Annotated in this window: 10 protein-coding genes; all 10 read left to right on the forward strand. The window is 45.3% G+C overall.

What is annotated here, in order from left to right; genetic code table 11:
- Positions 1-13 precede the first annotated feature (13 nt).
- The 10 genes from ACFQZR_RS07790 (at position 14) to ACFQZR_RS07835 (ending at position 16,552) form a co-directional block, all read left to right on the forward strand.
- Positions 14-2,533, forward strand: a complete 2,520-nt coding sequence (locus ACFQZR_RS07790; RefSeq protein ID WP_379344534.1) for a hypothetical protein — start codon at positions 14-16, stop codon at positions 2,531-2,533.
- 9 nt (positions 2,534-2,542) lie between these two features.
- Complete coding sequence (locus tag ACFQZR_RS07795) at positions 2,543-3,058, forward strand: hypothetical protein (protein ID WP_379344536.1); 516 nt, start codon at positions 2,543-2,545, stop codon at positions 3,056-3,058.
- Positions 3,059-3,108: 50 nt separating this feature from the next.
- Positions 3,109-3,393, forward strand: coding sequence for an alpha/beta-type small acid-soluble spore protein (locus ACFQZR_RS07800; RefSeq protein WP_379344538.1), 285 nt, complete (start codon positions 3,109-3,111; stop codon positions 3,391-3,393).
- A gap of 177 nt (positions 3,394-3,570) precedes the next feature.
- Positions 3,571-4,773 (forward strand): methionine adenosyltransferase, encoded by a 1,203-nt coding sequence (gene metK / locus ACFQZR_RS07805; RefSeq protein ID WP_018754738.1) that lies wholly within the window; start codon positions 3,571-3,573, stop codon positions 4,771-4,773.
- 245 nt (positions 4,774-5,018) lie between these two features.
- Positions 5,019-8,750 (forward strand): Ig-like domain-containing protein, encoded by a 3,732-nt coding sequence (locus ACFQZR_RS07810; RefSeq protein ID WP_379344541.1) that lies wholly within the window; start codon positions 5,019-5,021, stop codon positions 8,748-8,750.
- 207 nt (positions 8,751-8,957) lie between these two features.
- Positions 8,958-11,687 (forward strand): stalk domain-containing protein, encoded by a 2,730-nt coding sequence (locus ACFQZR_RS07815; RefSeq protein WP_379344543.1) that lies wholly within the window; start codon positions 8,958-8,960, stop codon positions 11,685-11,687.
- A 57-nt stretch (positions 11,688-11,744) separates the two neighbouring features.
- Entirely contained in the window at positions 11,745-12,941 is a 1,197-nt protein-coding gene (locus ACFQZR_RS07820; protein ID WP_379344545.1) for a sensor histidine kinase, read from the forward strand.
- Complete coding sequence (locus tag ACFQZR_RS07825; protein WP_018754742.1) at positions 12,907-13,635, forward strand: response regulator; 729 nt, start codon at positions 12,907-12,909, stop codon at positions 13,633-13,635. Before ACFQZR_RS07820 ends, ACFQZR_RS07825 begins: the two co-directional genes overlap by 35 nt.
- A gap of 149 nt (positions 13,636-13,784) precedes the next feature.
- A complete protein-coding gene (locus ACFQZR_RS07830; protein ID WP_379344548.1) occupies positions 13,785-14,192 on the forward strand; it encodes a hypothetical protein in 408 nt (135 codons plus the stop codon).
- Between the two features lie 221 nt (positions 14,193-14,413).
- Entirely contained in the window at positions 14,414-16,552 is a 2,139-nt protein-coding gene (locus ACFQZR_RS07835) for an ATP-dependent helicase ComFA (protein WP_379344550.1), read from the forward strand.
- The last annotated feature ends 5 nt before the right edge of the window (positions 16,553-16,557 follow it).

Raw genomic sequence — 16,557 nt, forward strand, 5'->3', positions numbered from 1 at the left:
GGAGGAGAAATAATTGAAAAGGCATAGAAAGTTGGCTATTACTTTAGCAGTTGTAGTTATGATGAGCCAATCATTTACAGCAATATCCGTAATAGATGCTGCAAAAGCGAATCAACAACAATCACAAGTAATAAAAACGATTGCTAATTTAAAACCAGTGAGTATCTCTGCAAAAAGTTCAGTACGTTTAACCGATATAAACTTATTAACTCAAGATGACGGAAATGTGCTATCTTACACATTGACTTATAAGAATGGGGACAATAAGGAATTATCATTAATTGATTTTTGGACAAGAGTGAAAACTAAAACAGGAACATCTTTTTCAAGTAATCTGATGACAAAGGATAAAGATAAGAAGAAGATTGCTCCGCAATCTGAAGTGAGTATTACATATTACTCTAAAGTCGGCAATGTCTCGAAGATAAGTGATCTGAATATTGAAATGGTGAAATGGGATTTTAGTGCAGCGAACTACGAAAGAAAACTTGGTGTTTTTAATGTCCCTACTGCTTACAACACTGAAACTCCATCCGGAAAAGCAAAATCAATGAAAATAAATGATGTCTCTGTTAATGCAATCATAGATCAGTCATTTATGTACAAGTCTGATAACCACTATTATGTAAATGTTTCTTTGAGATTAAAAAATACGGGAATAAAGGTCCTCGAAGATCCTAAATACAAGTTTGTAGTGAAAACACAGGATGGTGGCAATTATCCCTTACAGGTAGATACGACCGGAACAGATTTCAAAATTCAGCCGAAGGATAGCAAAACCTTAAATCTAATTGCTGTCATTCCTGCAACTGCAAAAACAGATAAATTACAACTACAGTTTCTACAAGATGATTCAACGGAAAAAGGAGTAAATTCTACGATTGCTGTAGCAACCTTCCAGCTTCCAAATCAAACGAAGAATACGAACCAAGGTAATGAGGAAGAAAAGAAAGTTAAGATCGGAAATAGTACTGTCGTATCTAAGATTTCTGATGTATGGCTCAATCAGAGCAACTCGGAATCTCAAGCAACGATTAGCCTAAATATTAAGAATTCAAGTGCTCAAACAGTCACGATTCCAAAATACAACTTTGTTGTCCATACAGGTGAGGGTTACACACTCCCACTGACCACAAAAGCGTTAGATAATGTTATTCTGAAACCACAAGAGGAAGTGAATATTCGATTAAATGTAAGCCTTCCTTCTTACATGCAGTTCAAGAATTTGAAGTTATTCATGAACCAACCAACGGACCCAGCTCAGAAGGATGCGATTAGTTATCCGGTAGCGATATTCAGTGTACCTGAAGTAGAGGCAAATCAAACTTCTGTTGGCTCCAGTTATTATATTCAAAATGCTAAAGGTAACTTTAGTCTGAAATTGAGCTCCATTCAGAGATTGCCTTGGTCGGATGGTGATATGATTACTGCTAAGATCAAAATTAAAAATGATAGCCTAGTTAAATCGATAGAAATTCCGAAAATTGAAGGCTTATTTAAAATTGATGGAATTCAAAACACAGACAGTTCAAAAATAGTGCAAAGTAATAGTAGTTTACTTGTAGGACCAGGGAAAGAATTGGATCTATACCTCTCAACGAAGGTTCCATATGATTTAACCTTTAATCAATTGCAAATTTTGTTGAGTGAGAAACTTGGAGAGAACTCAAATGATTTAATTCAATTATCTAACACAGGATCAATCAGCAAAATCCCGACGATAGAGAATGGTAAGATCTATACGGTTGATACAGCAGGGAAGAGATCAGAAATCATTGAGCGTCGTACAATTATTTACCCTGGAACTGGCTCCAACATTATCTATACTGAGCTAGAAATGAAAAATATCGAAGATAGACAAGCAGATCTATCTCACATCGTTGGTTTCTATGCAACAGACAACAACCAATACTATAAAGCCTCTGTTAGCCAAGTAGATCATTCTACAAGTCCTGATGGTAGAAATATAGTTATGTTGTGGACGAAGTTGCCTAGAAGTGTTGATAGTAGCAAGTTGAAGCTAATTATCGGAGAAGGTGTGTCTGACGATAAGATGACACCACCAAAAGGTGATGCTACAGGATATGTAAATGCAGTGAAATTTGAATTAAGCCAGAAGAAGATTGAATCAAAAATTAACCTTATGGATCTTGATTTGTTCCCTTACAAGCTATCAATTAAGAATTTGGCAGGTTCATTATCAGGTACATCATCCGTAAGAGTAGATTTCGATTATGACTTGTCCAGAAACCAAGATTACGAAATGGGTGAATACGGACATAAAGTCGTGATGGAACTGCAAGACACATCAACTGGTAAGTTGATCAGCAAAGAGCTTACATTAGAATCTGGGGAAATAAAAGTTGGAACTAATTTAAGCGGAGCGGTTAGTTTTGATAGTGAAGTATTTACTAATCTAAAATCTGGTTCTTTCAAGATCAATATTTATGATCAGTTCCAAGGTGAAAAGGTATTAATCGCATCGCAAGGTTACTATTATAGTACGCAAAACCTTAATAGAAACCAAGATTAGGAGATTCTAATGAACAAACTACAAAAATATTCGACTCTAAGTATCGTAGTACTTGCAGGAGTTCTCATGCTAGGCAGTGTAATCTCAACCAGCGCCGATGGAGCCACAGTCAGTGGCTCCCAACCGGGCTCAGTGGACGATCCGGTCGTTACTAAGAGTTACGTCGATGAGCAGGTCCAGAAACTTGTAGTGGCCGAGCTAGCGAAGCAGACGGGTGGAGCAGGTAAAAACCCGGATAAGAACGCCGAAAGCAGTGAGTTGAAGGTCGTGACGATTAAGAGCGGAGAGAAGCTTATTGCAAAGGCTGGAACGGAATTTATTGTACGGGCTGGTAAAGCTGTGGTATATAGCCCAGATGCGAATGGAATATCTGACCTGACGGATGGTAAAGATATTTCCAATGAGCAAGACGTTGTGAACAATCATTTGCTGCTGTTTCCGCGGGATGGACGCGGTGTGATGCCAGATGCGAAGCAGAAAAATGGTCTTACCGTAATGGTACGTGGCGGATACGATATTAAATAAGTGAGGCATACTAAAGCTGCAACTGAATCCACTACGGAGGTGTAGCTTCAATGTCAAGCCGAAATCGTAAACTGGTACCAGCCAGCCGTGATGCGTTGTATCAAATGAAGTATGAGATTGCTGCTGAATTAGGATTAAGCGTGGACAACCCGCAGAGTCGTTCAAGTGATTTTTCTTCTGAATTTGCAGGAGAATTAGGCGATCAGATGGGTGGCCAAGCTTATGCAACGAAGGATGATTGGGGACACCTGTCGTCGAGGGATGTAGGATTCGTCGGCGGCGGAATTACCCGGAGATTAATTCAGGAAGCACAACGCACATTACTTCAAGGATAACCATAGTATACTGGCATGATCTTACATTATTCATTCGTTGACATTGTAGTCCAAATGAAGTAATATTTTTGTCGAAGGATGTAATACAACCTTTTCCAACCGGGAAAGGTCCTTTTTATGTGTAGGTATTATAGATTAATGCCATAATAATATTATTGAGTTGGAGGTTGAAAACTGATGTCTTTAAATGGACGACGCTTATTTACTTCAGAGTCGGTTACCGAGGGACATCCGGACAAAATTTGCGATCAAATTTCGGATGCGGTACTGGATGCTTTTCTAACAAATGACCCGAACGCTCGGGTAGCGTGTGAAGTTTCTGTTGCAACAGGCCTTGTGCTTGTTATTGGAGAAATCAGCACCAAATCGGAATATGTGGACATCCCAGCCATCGTACGTAATACGATTAAGGAAATTGGGTATACACGTGCGAAATATGGCTTTGATTATAATACATGTGCCGTTCTGACTTCCCTAAATGAGCAGTCGGCAGACATCGCTCAAGGCGTTAACGCAGCGCTTGAGGACCGTGACCCCGCTCAAATGGACCAAGAGACGGCAAGTATCGGTGCAGGTGACCAAGGTTTGATGTTTGGTTTTGCAGCGAACGAGACACCTGAATTGATGCCATTACCAATTGCATTGTCCCACCGTATCGCTCGTCGGTTGTCCGAAGTGCGTAAGGATGGTACATTGGACTACCTTCGTCCTGATGGCAAAACGCAAGTTACGATTGAGTATGTTGATGGTAAACCTGTACGTGTAGATACAATCGTTGTATCGACACAGCACGCAGAGGAAGTCACTTTGGAGCAAATCCAAAAAGACATTAAAGAACAAGTTATTTTGCCTGTCGTTCCAGCAGAATTGCTCGATGACAAGACAAAATACTTCATTAACCCAACAGGACGCTTCGTTATCGGCGGACCACAAGGGGATGCAGGTCTTACAGGACGTAAAATTATCGTGGATACGTACGGCGGTTATGCTCGTCATGGCGGCGGCGCATTCTCCGGTAAGGATCCTACGAAAGTTGACCGTTCCGCAGCTTATGCAGCGCGCTACGTAGCGAAGAACTTGGTTGCAGCAGGCCTTGCAGATAAATGTGAAATCCAACTTGCTTACGCGATTGGTGTAGCTACACCGGTATCCATTAATGTTGATACGTATGGAACAGGTAAAGTAAGTGAAGAGAAATTGGTTGAGCTGATACAGAACAACTTCGATCTTCGTCCAGCAGGCATTATCAAAATGTTGGATCTTCGCAAGCCGATCTATCGTCAGACTGCAGCATATGGTCACTTCGGCCGTACCGATGTAGATCTTCCGTGGGAACGCGTTGACAAAGCGGAATTGTTAAAAGAACAAGCGAATGCTTAATCGAATACCCTAATGGGATGAAGAACATGCCCTTGTGTGCTTGCACGCAGGGGCTTTTTGTGTTTTTTCGAAGGAACAGACCGCCAGGACTAAACTAATTCGACGAAATTACCGAAAATATAGTTACGAGTGTCTATTTTATGATATGAAGAACTTTCATGCATAGGAATAAGGCCATCATTTTTACATACAATCACATGCGAATTAGCGTGATCAATGGAACAATACATAGGGGAGCGGATGAAATGAGAAAGAAAGTATCTTTATGGTTGGCTTGTGTGATGGTGCTACAGTTGGTCATTGGACTGTTACCTGTGTCGGCAGCCGGGAGCCAAGGGAAAGCAGGGAGCAAGTCTGCGGTAAAGGTAGCGAGTGTTACGAACGCAGTTTATTCTGCTCCACAAATCTTGAATACGATACCCGCACATAATGCATCAGAAGTTAGTGTAAATACGCGATTGGATATTGTGTTTGATCAGCCTGTTACGAAAGGCAACAGCGGAAATATAACAATCGCAGATCAGTCCGATAACAGTGTATATCAAAGGATTGATGTTACATCGGGCACTGTAAGTATTAGTAGGAATGTTGTATCCATATCGAATAATACATTAGTAGCAAATAAAAGATATTACGTTACGATCGATCCGGGAGCAATCCAGAACACGACCGATGGTGGTGATCTCCCATTTGGAGGATTAACAGGGACATCATGGTCGTTTAATACGGTGAGAACGGTAGATAATACTCCTCCGGTCGTAACGAGCTATTCACCTTCAAACGGCACAAATGTTTCGGCCGCTTCGACATTATCGCTAACCTTTAATGAAGTCGTTTACCCAGGTAGCGGGAATATTAAAATTTACAACGCTAGCAAGCAGCCTGTGGATACGATCTCTGTCAATTCATTGCAAGTGACTGGCGGAGGCTCAACAGTCATCCGGATTAACCCAACAAGTGGTGCTCTGAACAGCAACACTAGTTATTACGTATTAATCGATGCAGGTGCATTCACGGATCAAGCGTATAACCCATTCGCAGGCATTTTGAGTTCCTCAACTTGGACATTCCGTGTAGCTACGGATACGACGAAGCCTTATGTCATAAGCCAAACACCTACAGATGGATCAAGTAATGTAGCAATCGGAGCAACAATTTCATTAACTTTTAGTGAAGAAGTTCAATTGAACACCAGTTCTATATCGCTGCGTCCAATTAATACGAATACAAACACAATTACAGGACGTACATCGTTAAGTTCCGATCGCCGGACAGTGACCATTACTCCTCAGTCTAACTTGGCGTTCAGTACGACCTATGCGATTGATATACCAGCTGATTTTGTGAGGGACTTGGCAGGTAATCCGAATGACGCTAAATGGGGTACAAGTTATTGGACATTCACAACGACAATTCAGGATAATACAGCACCAGTGCTACAATCGATAAAAATGTATAACAATAATGCCATCGTCCTACAATATAATGAATATTTAGATCAGAACTCAGAGCCTTATACATCAAATTTTACAGTAAGTGTAAATGACGAGAGTCGAGGCGTATCCAGCGTTAGTGTAAGTGGAGACCGTGTATATGTATACTTGCAGAGCGGCGTTGCCGTAGGTCAATATATTAAGGTGACTTATTCACCTGGGGTAAGACCAATTCAAGATTTAGCAAGAAATAAAGCAAGTAGCTTCTATAATCAAGTTGTGCAGAATACGGTCGAGACGACGTTACCAAAGGTTACGAGTGGTTACATTTCCGGGCGTACGGTGAACTTGACGTTTAGTGATTCCGTGCATAACCTTTCATCATCCGCTTACACGCAATTTACGATAACAGCCAATGGCAGTACAAAGAGTATCAGCAGCAATACGACCTATAACAGCACTAGTATAAGTCTGACGCTAGACAGTACGGTAAGTAATGGCGATGTTGTTAAAGTGAGTTACTCGCCAGGTTCTTATCCATTAAAAAGCTACTATGGTACACCTATGAGTTCGTTTTCAGACTTCTTCATTCGTAACTATAATGATAACGTGGCTCCCGTCTTAGAATCGACGAGCGTATCCGGTACGAAATTGATCCTAAATTACAATGAGGGTCTAGATAGCACATATATTCCAATGAAGAGTCACTTCTCAGTATTAGTCGATGACAAGCCGCGTTACGTTACAGCGATTACGATTAATCAAAACATCGTCGAATTGACGCTTGCATCCAGCGTGGCGAACGGACAAGCCGTTACGGTATCTTATGCACCAGGAGATCCTAGACTTCGTGACTTGAACGGTAACTATGCACCTGCATTCAACCTCGTGAAGGTCGGCATTTCGCTGGATACAGATATTCCTTACGTGAAGACAGCAACCGTTAGCGGGGATACACTGACTTTGAATTTATCCGAGAAGGTAACGACAGCTTCGAGTTTAAGTTCCTCGCAGTTCTCTGTGAAGGTAAACAACAATAATGTCAGTCTTCAATCCGTAACATTAAATAGTACTGGCGACACCATTTCGATTCGATTGGTGACCCCTGTGACCGCAGGGCAAACTGTAACGGTGAGCTATACGCCGGGATACTACCCACTGAAGGATAGCAATGGGAACGAAATGAAGGCATTTACGAACACGACGGTTACGAATCAGACGGGCTCATCTACATCAGGTTCGAATTTGCTTACAACGGAGCAAAGTTATAATCCGGTAGCTACGGGGCTGAACATCTTAAAGCCAGAAAATGCAAAAACAAGCTCAGACCGTTCGCGTTTAGGAAAAACGATTAATCGTTATTCGATCGATAAAGATAAGCTTAAAGAGGCATTCGTTTATGTGATTTCACAAGACCGTTCAATGAATAAGATGGTTACATTCGACGTACCTGCGACGGAACGTGCAGCATCGGTGCTCATACCGCTTCAGGCCTTAGAGGATGCATTCGTTCAGAATAAAAATACGTATATGTCCATCCGTCATGGTGACATGATGTACACGTTGCCGTTAAATAACGCGAAGTTTGGCGAAATTACACGGAACTTTGGCACAACAACAAGTAATATTTCGTTACTGCTCCAGATTGAAAAGCAAGAAACGAGTGGGACCATGATTCCGTTGGTCTCCGAAATGAGCAGAACCGGGGCTCAAGCGATCTCGGATCCTTATGACTTCAGAATATCCGGTTTGGTTAGTAATCCATCGCCAAAAGTGTTGGATTTGCAAATCTTAATGCAGCACACGATGAAATTAAAACAGCAGGTGAATGAAGATCAGACGGCAACGGTTCGTTACGATCTGGGTGCAGGCAAGCTAAGCTACGTCCCTACGATCTTCGGCAAAGATTCATCCGCTACCTACGCGACCTTCACCGGCCCTAGCAACGACATGTATCGGATCGTAAGCAACAACGCGTACTATGCTGACGTACAGAGCCACTGGGCGAAAGCAGATATTACGCAGCTTGCCTCGAAGTTCGTTGTAGAAGGACGTTCGAGTACGGCATTTGTGCCGAACGCTTCGATCACACGTGCGGAGTTTGCCGTATTCGTGGCGAGAGCGCTTGGATTGTCTGGCGATAAAGCATCTGCTGCGAGATTTAAGGATGTATCATCGAATACGATGGAAGGTGCCTATATTGGCGCTGCATCCAAAGCCGGAATTATTCAAGGGAATACGGACGGGACATTTAAGCCGAATAACTTAATTACGCGCGAGCAAATGGCATTGATGGTTGTACGTGCGATGGACCATGTCGGCAAAGGGGTTGTACTGGATACAGATTCTAGTGCGCTTCTGAAGAAGTTCTCGGACCGCGGCAAGATTAATAAGAGTGCTCAGATCTCCGTAGCGAAGGCACTGCAATCCGAGATTATCACAGGAATGACAGCAAATACGTTCAATCCGCAAGGAAATGCAACGCGTGCGCAAGCTGTCGTGATGTTGAAACGTATGATGCAATCGATCCAATATTTAAACTAGCAAAACATTGAAATAGAGCTAGATTGAGAACCGCCGAGAGAGATTTCGGCGGTTTTTTGGGCTATTTGGCTCATTTCCTAGGAAATGACGTAACTTTTTGGCGAAAAAAGAGTCTATTATAATAGAGTAATCTCGAAATAGAAGAATATATCGAATAATGGCAGATGATTTTGACAGACAATGGGATGAATAGGAGAGCTACGAAACATGATGCAGAACAGCAATAACACGGTGCGCAGAGGCGTATACGTGATTGGGAAGAAAGTGTTTATATTAACGGTTGCGGGTGCGCTGCTCTTGCAGCCTATTTGGGCGGATAGTAGTGTCTATGGGGCTTCTAGCTCTAGTAATAATGCGATCTCAGCAACAAGTAAGAAAATAAACGATCATATCGTCCAGGTTCAATCCGGAATGATCACTTCTGGTGCGAAGATGGTCGAATACCAATGGTCAGGGATGCGTTCGAATAAGAACGTAACGGCGAAAGTGAATGTGATTGAAGTAGATCTTACGAATCCCAATGTCAAAATGGACGTTATGACGGGACAGAATGGTCAGTTCACAACGACACAATCGGTAGGCGGCATGGCAAAGGAGACGGGGGCAGTCGCTGGGGTGAACGGGGATTATTTCCAGACCGGATCGGGTGCGGATCGTGCTCCGATGGGTGCGCAAGTATCAAATAATGATCTCATGGCGAGTCCATCACAGCTATCGGGGATGTATGCTTTTGCGTTAACAGCGAATCGGGAGCCAATGATTGATTTGTTTACTTTCGAAGGACAAGTGACGGCACCAGATGGCGCAGTATTCCCTCTCGCTGGGATCAATAAAGCAAGTTACATGACAGAACCCAATAAAGCCTACAGTCATGCGAATGCCATGTATGTTTATACAAGTGCTTGGAAGTCGCTGAGTCGCCCGACAGATCCATCGACAACGCCTACCGAAGTGTTGGTGCAGAACGGCGTCGTGATGCAAATCTCAGAAGGCACACGTCTTGAAATGCCGGTCCCAGGCGATGGATACATTCTGCGTACGCATGGACAAGCAGCCAATTTCATTCGTGAGCATGTTCAGATTGGTCAGAAGCTGCAGGTAGACTATAACCTCGTAGCGTCATCGAACGGGCAAAAAGTCGATCCAAATACGCTCCAAATGATGATCGGTGGGCATACGCTGCTCGTCGAGAATGGGAGACCATCTGCCTTTACACGGAGTACAAGTTCAATTAGCGGCGGAAGCGCACGTGCGCGTACGGCTGTAGGGTATTCCCAAGACAAGAAGACCTCGTATGTCGTGACCGTGCAAGACAATGGAACGAGTTCTGGGATGACGCTCAAAGAGCTGCAAAATTTCATGAAAGATATTGGCATCTGGAAAGCCGTTAACTTAGACGGTGGCGGCTCGACGACGATGGTATCTAGACCTCTTGGGGATACAGATACCTCGCTCACGTTCGACACAGAGTATGGTAAAACGCAACGAGGGGTTGTGAACGGTCTCGGGATCTATACAACAGCGCCTCAGGGTGAGCTGAAGGGTCTCATGGTTAGTGGGCAGAACACGCTATTCGTCGGTCAAGAAGCTACGTATGCACTCAAAGGGTATGATTCGTACTACAACCCATATGATACATCTAATCTTGCTGTGAACTGGAGTGCTTCATCGGAGGCGATGAAGTGGACAGGGCAGAATTTTAAAGCGCTGAAGTCAGGGAAGACGGAAGTCATTGCGAAATCCCAGAATGCGAAGACCAGCATGAACGTTGAAGTGGTTGGTGGCAACCAACTGGCAGAAATGAATCTGAGTAACGCCGTCGGTACACTTGAAGCAGGTACTCAGAATGTAACAGACATTACGGTGAAATTAACCGATGGCCGTACGTTGTCGCTTCCAGCAGAATCCGTGAAGTGGGAGTTCATTGGGTTCAAAGGCTCTGTCAAAGGCAATACCATTACGGTCGATGAAGTGAATAAAGATGCCAAAATCGGTTATGCGATTGCGCGGTATGATGGCTTTAGCACATTGATGACATTGCAAGCTGGAATGACACAAATGTGGGAAGATTTCGAGACTGTGAAGTATCCGATTCAGTTCACAGGTTCTCCAGCGGAAGTGCAAGGCAGCGCAGCGGTTGTGACTGGTGTGACTGGACGCGAGAAGTCCAAAGTGCTCGATTTGCAATACGATATGACGAAGGCATCAGGTAAATTGTATGCCTATGCGGAATTGAACGGCAAGAATGGTAAAGCATTAGATGGCAGCCCAAGCTCGATGAGTATCGATGTGATGGGGGATAACAGTCTGAACTGGCTGCGCGCAGAATTCGTTGATGCGAATAATCAATCCATCTATGTGGATCTAGCTAAAGCGATTGACTGGTCAGGATGGAAAACGCTCAATATTGATCTCAGCTCTTTCAAGCTAAACAGCTCTATGAAATTGAAGCGGGTCTATGTCGTGAATGTACCGGAAGGACAGGATGAGCGGCAGTTAACGGGTGAGGTTGCTTTTGACAATATTCAGTTCAAGTCACCTGCATCTAGTGACTCTTTAGCCTTACCAACTCCAACCGTTGTGCTCAAGGTAAGCAATACGACGGCAGTCGTGAATGGGAAGAACAAGAAGATTGAAGTTGCACCTCTTGTGAAGGATAACGTGACTTATGTGCCGGTTAAAGTCATCTTGGATGAGTTTGGCGGCAGTGCGCGCTGGGAATCTTCGATCAAAAAAGTCATGGTCCTACGCGCTGATCGGATGATGGAACTATGGGTGGGTCAAAAGGATTATATTGCCAACGGAAAACGCAATACTTCGGAAGTGTCGCCGATCATCTACAAAAATCGTACCTATGTCCCATTACGTCTTGTGTCGGAGCAAATCGGCCTTAAAGTCGAGTGGGATGGCAAAAACAAGTCCATTACATTACAATGATGTGGTATGATACTATTAACTTCTTGGACATTGTGATAGAAATGGAGTAGATCTTTTGTGGAGCAAGTTGATGTGATCGATCGTGTCATAAAGAATGCGATTAGCGTGATGGAGAGCAGCAAATATCAAATCTTTGAAATTCTGGATAACGCGCGTTCAGAGATGCGTTCGCTCAATCAGGAGCTACAACATGTCATGAAGGAAGCGGGGGAGACCGTTGATCGGGTTGATATTCTTGAACGAGATTATCGACTGGCGCGGATTCGCCTGACTGAAGTTAGCCGTGATTTTGTACGGTACACCGAGGCCGATATTAAAGCTGCATATGAGAAGGCAACACAGATACAACTCGATCTCATGATTTTTCGTGAAAAAGAAATATATCTCCGTGCTCGCCGCGATGATCTGCAGAAACGTGTACGTAATGTGGAGAAATCGATCGAACGGGCCGAAACTATAGGTTCTCAAATGAATGTGGTCCTGGAATATTTGTCGGGTGATCTGAATCAGGTCACCCGAATTCTCGAGTCTGCGAAGAACCGTCAGCTCATCGGACTCAAAATTATTGTGGCGCAAGAGGAAGAGCGGAAGCGGATTGCTAGAGAAATTCATGATGGCCCTGCGCAGTCGCTGGCAAATCTAGTGCTTAGGACGGAAATTGTCGAAAGGATGATGCATAAGCAGGATTTTACCCAGGTATTGGACGAAATAGTAGATTTGAAATCACAAATCCGTTCCGGTCTGGAAGAAATTCGCAAAGTGATCTTTAACTTGCGGCCTATGGCCCTGGATGATCTAGGACTTATTCCGACGCTGCGTAAATTTGTGCATGATTTTGAGGAGAAGACTCGCATCCGTACGACCTTTGAAGTAAGAGGGAAAGAGCTTCGTCTAAATTCAGGAATGGAAGCTGCCATATTCAGATTGGTTCAGGAAGCATTTACGAACACGATGAAACATGCTCATGCTTCTTACGTTTCACTTGATATTACATTTCAAGCCCAAATGGTTAAGCTTGTGATCCAAGACAATGGTCAAGGCTTTAATAAAGATCTATTGTCGGAGAAACAGAAAAAGCATACGCATTTTGGTCTGATTGGAATGCAAGAGAGAGTTGAATTACTAGAGGGGAGGATGGATGTCGAATCCACCGAAAATGTGGGAACGAAGATCATATTCGTCATCCCTACGAATGCTAACAGTAGAGAGGAGTTGCAGGATGGATACGAAAACAACAGGTACGACAAAAATTAAAATTTTATTAGCTGATGATCATCAGCTTTTTCGTGAAGGTCTCAAAAGAATTCTGAACATGGAAGATGACCTCGAGGTGATCGGTGAGTGTGGGGATGGTATTCAAGTCCTTGAATTCTGTAATCATACCAAGCCAGAAGTGGTATTAATGGATATTAATATGCCGATCGAGAATGGTGTTGTTGCAACCGAACGATTACGCGAGATGTTCCCTGATATTAAAGTGTTAATTCTATCGATTCATGATGATGAGAGCTATGTATTTGAGACGCTGCGTAAAGGTGCCTCAGGGTATTTGCTTAAAGATATGGAAGCTGAGTCATTGATCACAGCGATCCGCTCGGTCATTATCGGCCATGCTTACATTCATCCGAAGGTGACGGGGAAATTGATCCAACAGTTACGTCGGATGACGTATTTGGATGAAATCGGCGTCATGAGCGATGGCAATGATGTAGCTCGCGAAGCTGGGGTTAAATTCATGGCATCGGATGATCACCCATTGACACGTCGTGAGGCCGAGGTGCTTCGTTTGATGGCAGAGGGTAAGAGCAACAAGATGATTGGCGAATATCTCTTCATTAGCGAGAAGACGGTGAAGAACCACGTGAGCAGTATCCTGCAGAAGATGGAAGTGGATGATCGTACACAAGCGGTTATTAATTCCATTAAACAGGGCTGGGTGACGTTGTAAAGCAAGATCTTTCTTCGAAGAACACTTCGGGTCCCGTTGAGTGATTCGAGGTACATAAGATAACCCCACATGGCATCAAAGATGAGTTCTTGTCCGAAGAACCGGCTTCTTCCATAGCGCATATAGTGTACTATGGGAGGTGAGCCTCGATGTTACTAACGTTGTGTCTGATTATTGCATGTTATGCTGTGGCCGTCGCGGCAGTCCATGTTGCAAGGCATTGGCATAAGAAACGTGGTCTCGATGCTACGGGACGAGAATTGGAGTATGTGCTGGTTACCAAGCAAAATCAATTGCAGATTGAATGGGTCATTAGAGCGCTCATGATGTATGCAGGACTGCGGGGCGGAAGGTTACGGTTGACGATTATTGATGATCAATCGACCGATTTAACGATTCCGATCGTGAAGCGATTAACGATGCATCGAAGTGTCGATGTATTGATTATAGATGCATCGGATTGGGATTCGAACGCTGTTATGCAGCATATGCGCCAGCCTATTCGTATTCGGTTGAATGAAGCGGAGGATTGGGCAAAAATACCCTTTGCTGGATGAGTGTAGTAACCGGTTACAAAGAATAAGGTTTATGTTGTTGTTGATTAAGGCGGCAAAATAGTAAATGAGTGTGAAGCACACCTCATTCAGCGAAAGCTGAGGGGTGTGCTTTTTTGCGTTTAAAGGATTTGAATAGGATGTTTGAATGAACTGTTCTTTTATAACGTTAGGAACGCTGCTCCACGAAGATATGAAGTTCAGTTGGACAGGGGAGGTACGAAATGCGAGCTTATGTATATACCGTACGGGTTGGAGACAAGTGGGTGTGTCGATTGTCGCTGGATTGTCATGTGGATTTGAGGTTTTGGTATGGGAAGAAGGATGGAAAGGCAGCAGGGATTGAGGGGAGAAATGGAGGTGAAGATGCAGGGTTAGGCGAGAATAGAGCTTATGAAGGGCGGGTTGAGGAGGTATGGATGACTGTGTCGTCAATTCCTCTTAGCCTGGCAGTATACGTTACGGAGCAATGGGAGACGGGGCCATTAGAATCAAAGCGTCTGATTCGATTATTGCAAGAGGCAGAGCCTCAGGTGATGGAGTGGATTTCTCAGGGGGATTTGCAGATTAAGCAGGTTACAAGGGAGGATGTCTGTCGGAGTGCGCAGGGGTTGCAGGAAGTGACGTGGTTGGGAGTTAGCGATTGGAGTGTTGGGAGTAGGAGCTGGAACGGGAGTGGAAATGAAAATGGAAATGGAAATGGAAATGGAAATGAAGGGATGATTATGGAGGGGGTTTGGAATGGAGACCTGTGGGATGACATCGGCTGGGGTAGTCTGAAGCGGGTTGCGTTGCGATTGGCTGTAGGGATACAGGGGCGCTCGTTGTTGGCGCATGAACTGCAGGACTATCTTGCATCCCACGGGATGGAGGATGCTGTGTTGTATTGGCGTACGCTTGCGCAGCTCGCGTACGTGCAGGGTCTAGTGGAGCTGCGGAGCGGACTAGCCGTCCGCGAAGCGCCGCGTCGCTTCCCGCTGCTGCGTCGCCAGCGGGAGCTCTGCTGCCTGCGCTGCGGCAGCCGCGTAGGCTCGCACCGCCGCACGGCATGCGCCACGTGCGGCAGCCCCGGCTGCGCCTACTGCGAGGCCTGCCTCGCAATGGGGCGCAGCCGGGCTTGCGCGCTGCTGCTGCATGGCACCGCAGCAGCAGCGCGCCTTGCGGCGCACAGCGCCGCCGGCACGGCCGCGGCGGGCTGTGCCCGCGCCGCTGGCCGCGCGCACGCCACCGAGCCTGGGGCGCGGTGGCGGCTTAGTGAAGCGCAGCACGACGCTTCGCGTGCTGCGCTTCACTTCCTGCAGCAGCCGTGCGCCGCTGCAGGGAACACGCCCGCCGCCCGTGGCGGGGCGGGCGTGCCGTCTTTCCTGCTATGGGCCGTAACCGGCGCAGGAAAGACGGAAATGATCTTCCCGCTCATCGCTCATGCGCTCGAGCGGGAACAGCACGTGCTCATCGCGACGCCGCGGCGCGATGTCGTGTTAGAGCTTGCGCCTAGACTCGCGCAAGCCTTCCCAGACAGTCGCCTAGCTACGCTCTACGGCGGCAGTTCGGATCGCTGGATGTCAGCGGAGATCACGCTCTCCACAACGCATCAGCTAATGCGGTTCTATCACATGTTCGACCTGGTGATCATCGATGAGCTCGATGCCTTTCCGTACCACAACAACGATCAGCTGCAATATGCAGCGAAGAAGGCATGCAAACCGGATGGACGCTTCATCTTTCTCTCAGCGACGCCACCAGATCGAATGCAACGAGACGTACGTCGAGGAAGGCTGCCTCATGCGAAAGTTCCAGTACGATTCCATCGCCATCCACTACCTGTACCGCAACGCCTAACCTTAAAACCGCTTAGATTGTACTTGGAGCGGAAGGCATTACCTGTCCCACTCATCAAAGCGTTAACCACCTCCATTACGCGAGGGGCACAGGTCTTTATTTTTATTACAAGAATTAAGCAGGTCGATCCCTTAGTAGACTTGCTTCGTCGCCATTTCCCGAATCTGCCGATTGAAGGCACATCCTCTGAGGATACGGAGCGCGCTGAGAAGGTAATACGATTCCGTCAACGTGTCAGCCGAATGCTCGTGACGACTACGATCTTGGAACGTGGCGTAACCATTCCGAAGAGTGATGTTTTTATTTTGGATGCAGATAGTGCACTCTTCGACGCTGCTTCTTTAGTCCAAATGGCAGGAAGAGCAGGTAGATCGTTGGAGGATCCAGCTGGAAATGTCATGTTCTGTGCATCGTCATGGAACAGGGCCCAGCAACATGCGGTTCGCCAAATTACTTCGATGAACCGAATCGCCAGGCGGCAAGGGTATCTGAACACTACATCGCAGAGGAGGGAGGGGAAATGAAATTA

Origin of the sequence: Paenibacillus sp. GCM10027629, assembly GCF_042676425.1 — a bacterium.
In the GTDB taxonomy this organism is placed as follows: Bacteria; Bacillota; Bacilli; order Paenibacillales; family Paenibacillaceae; genus Paenibacillus_K; species Paenibacillus_K terrigena.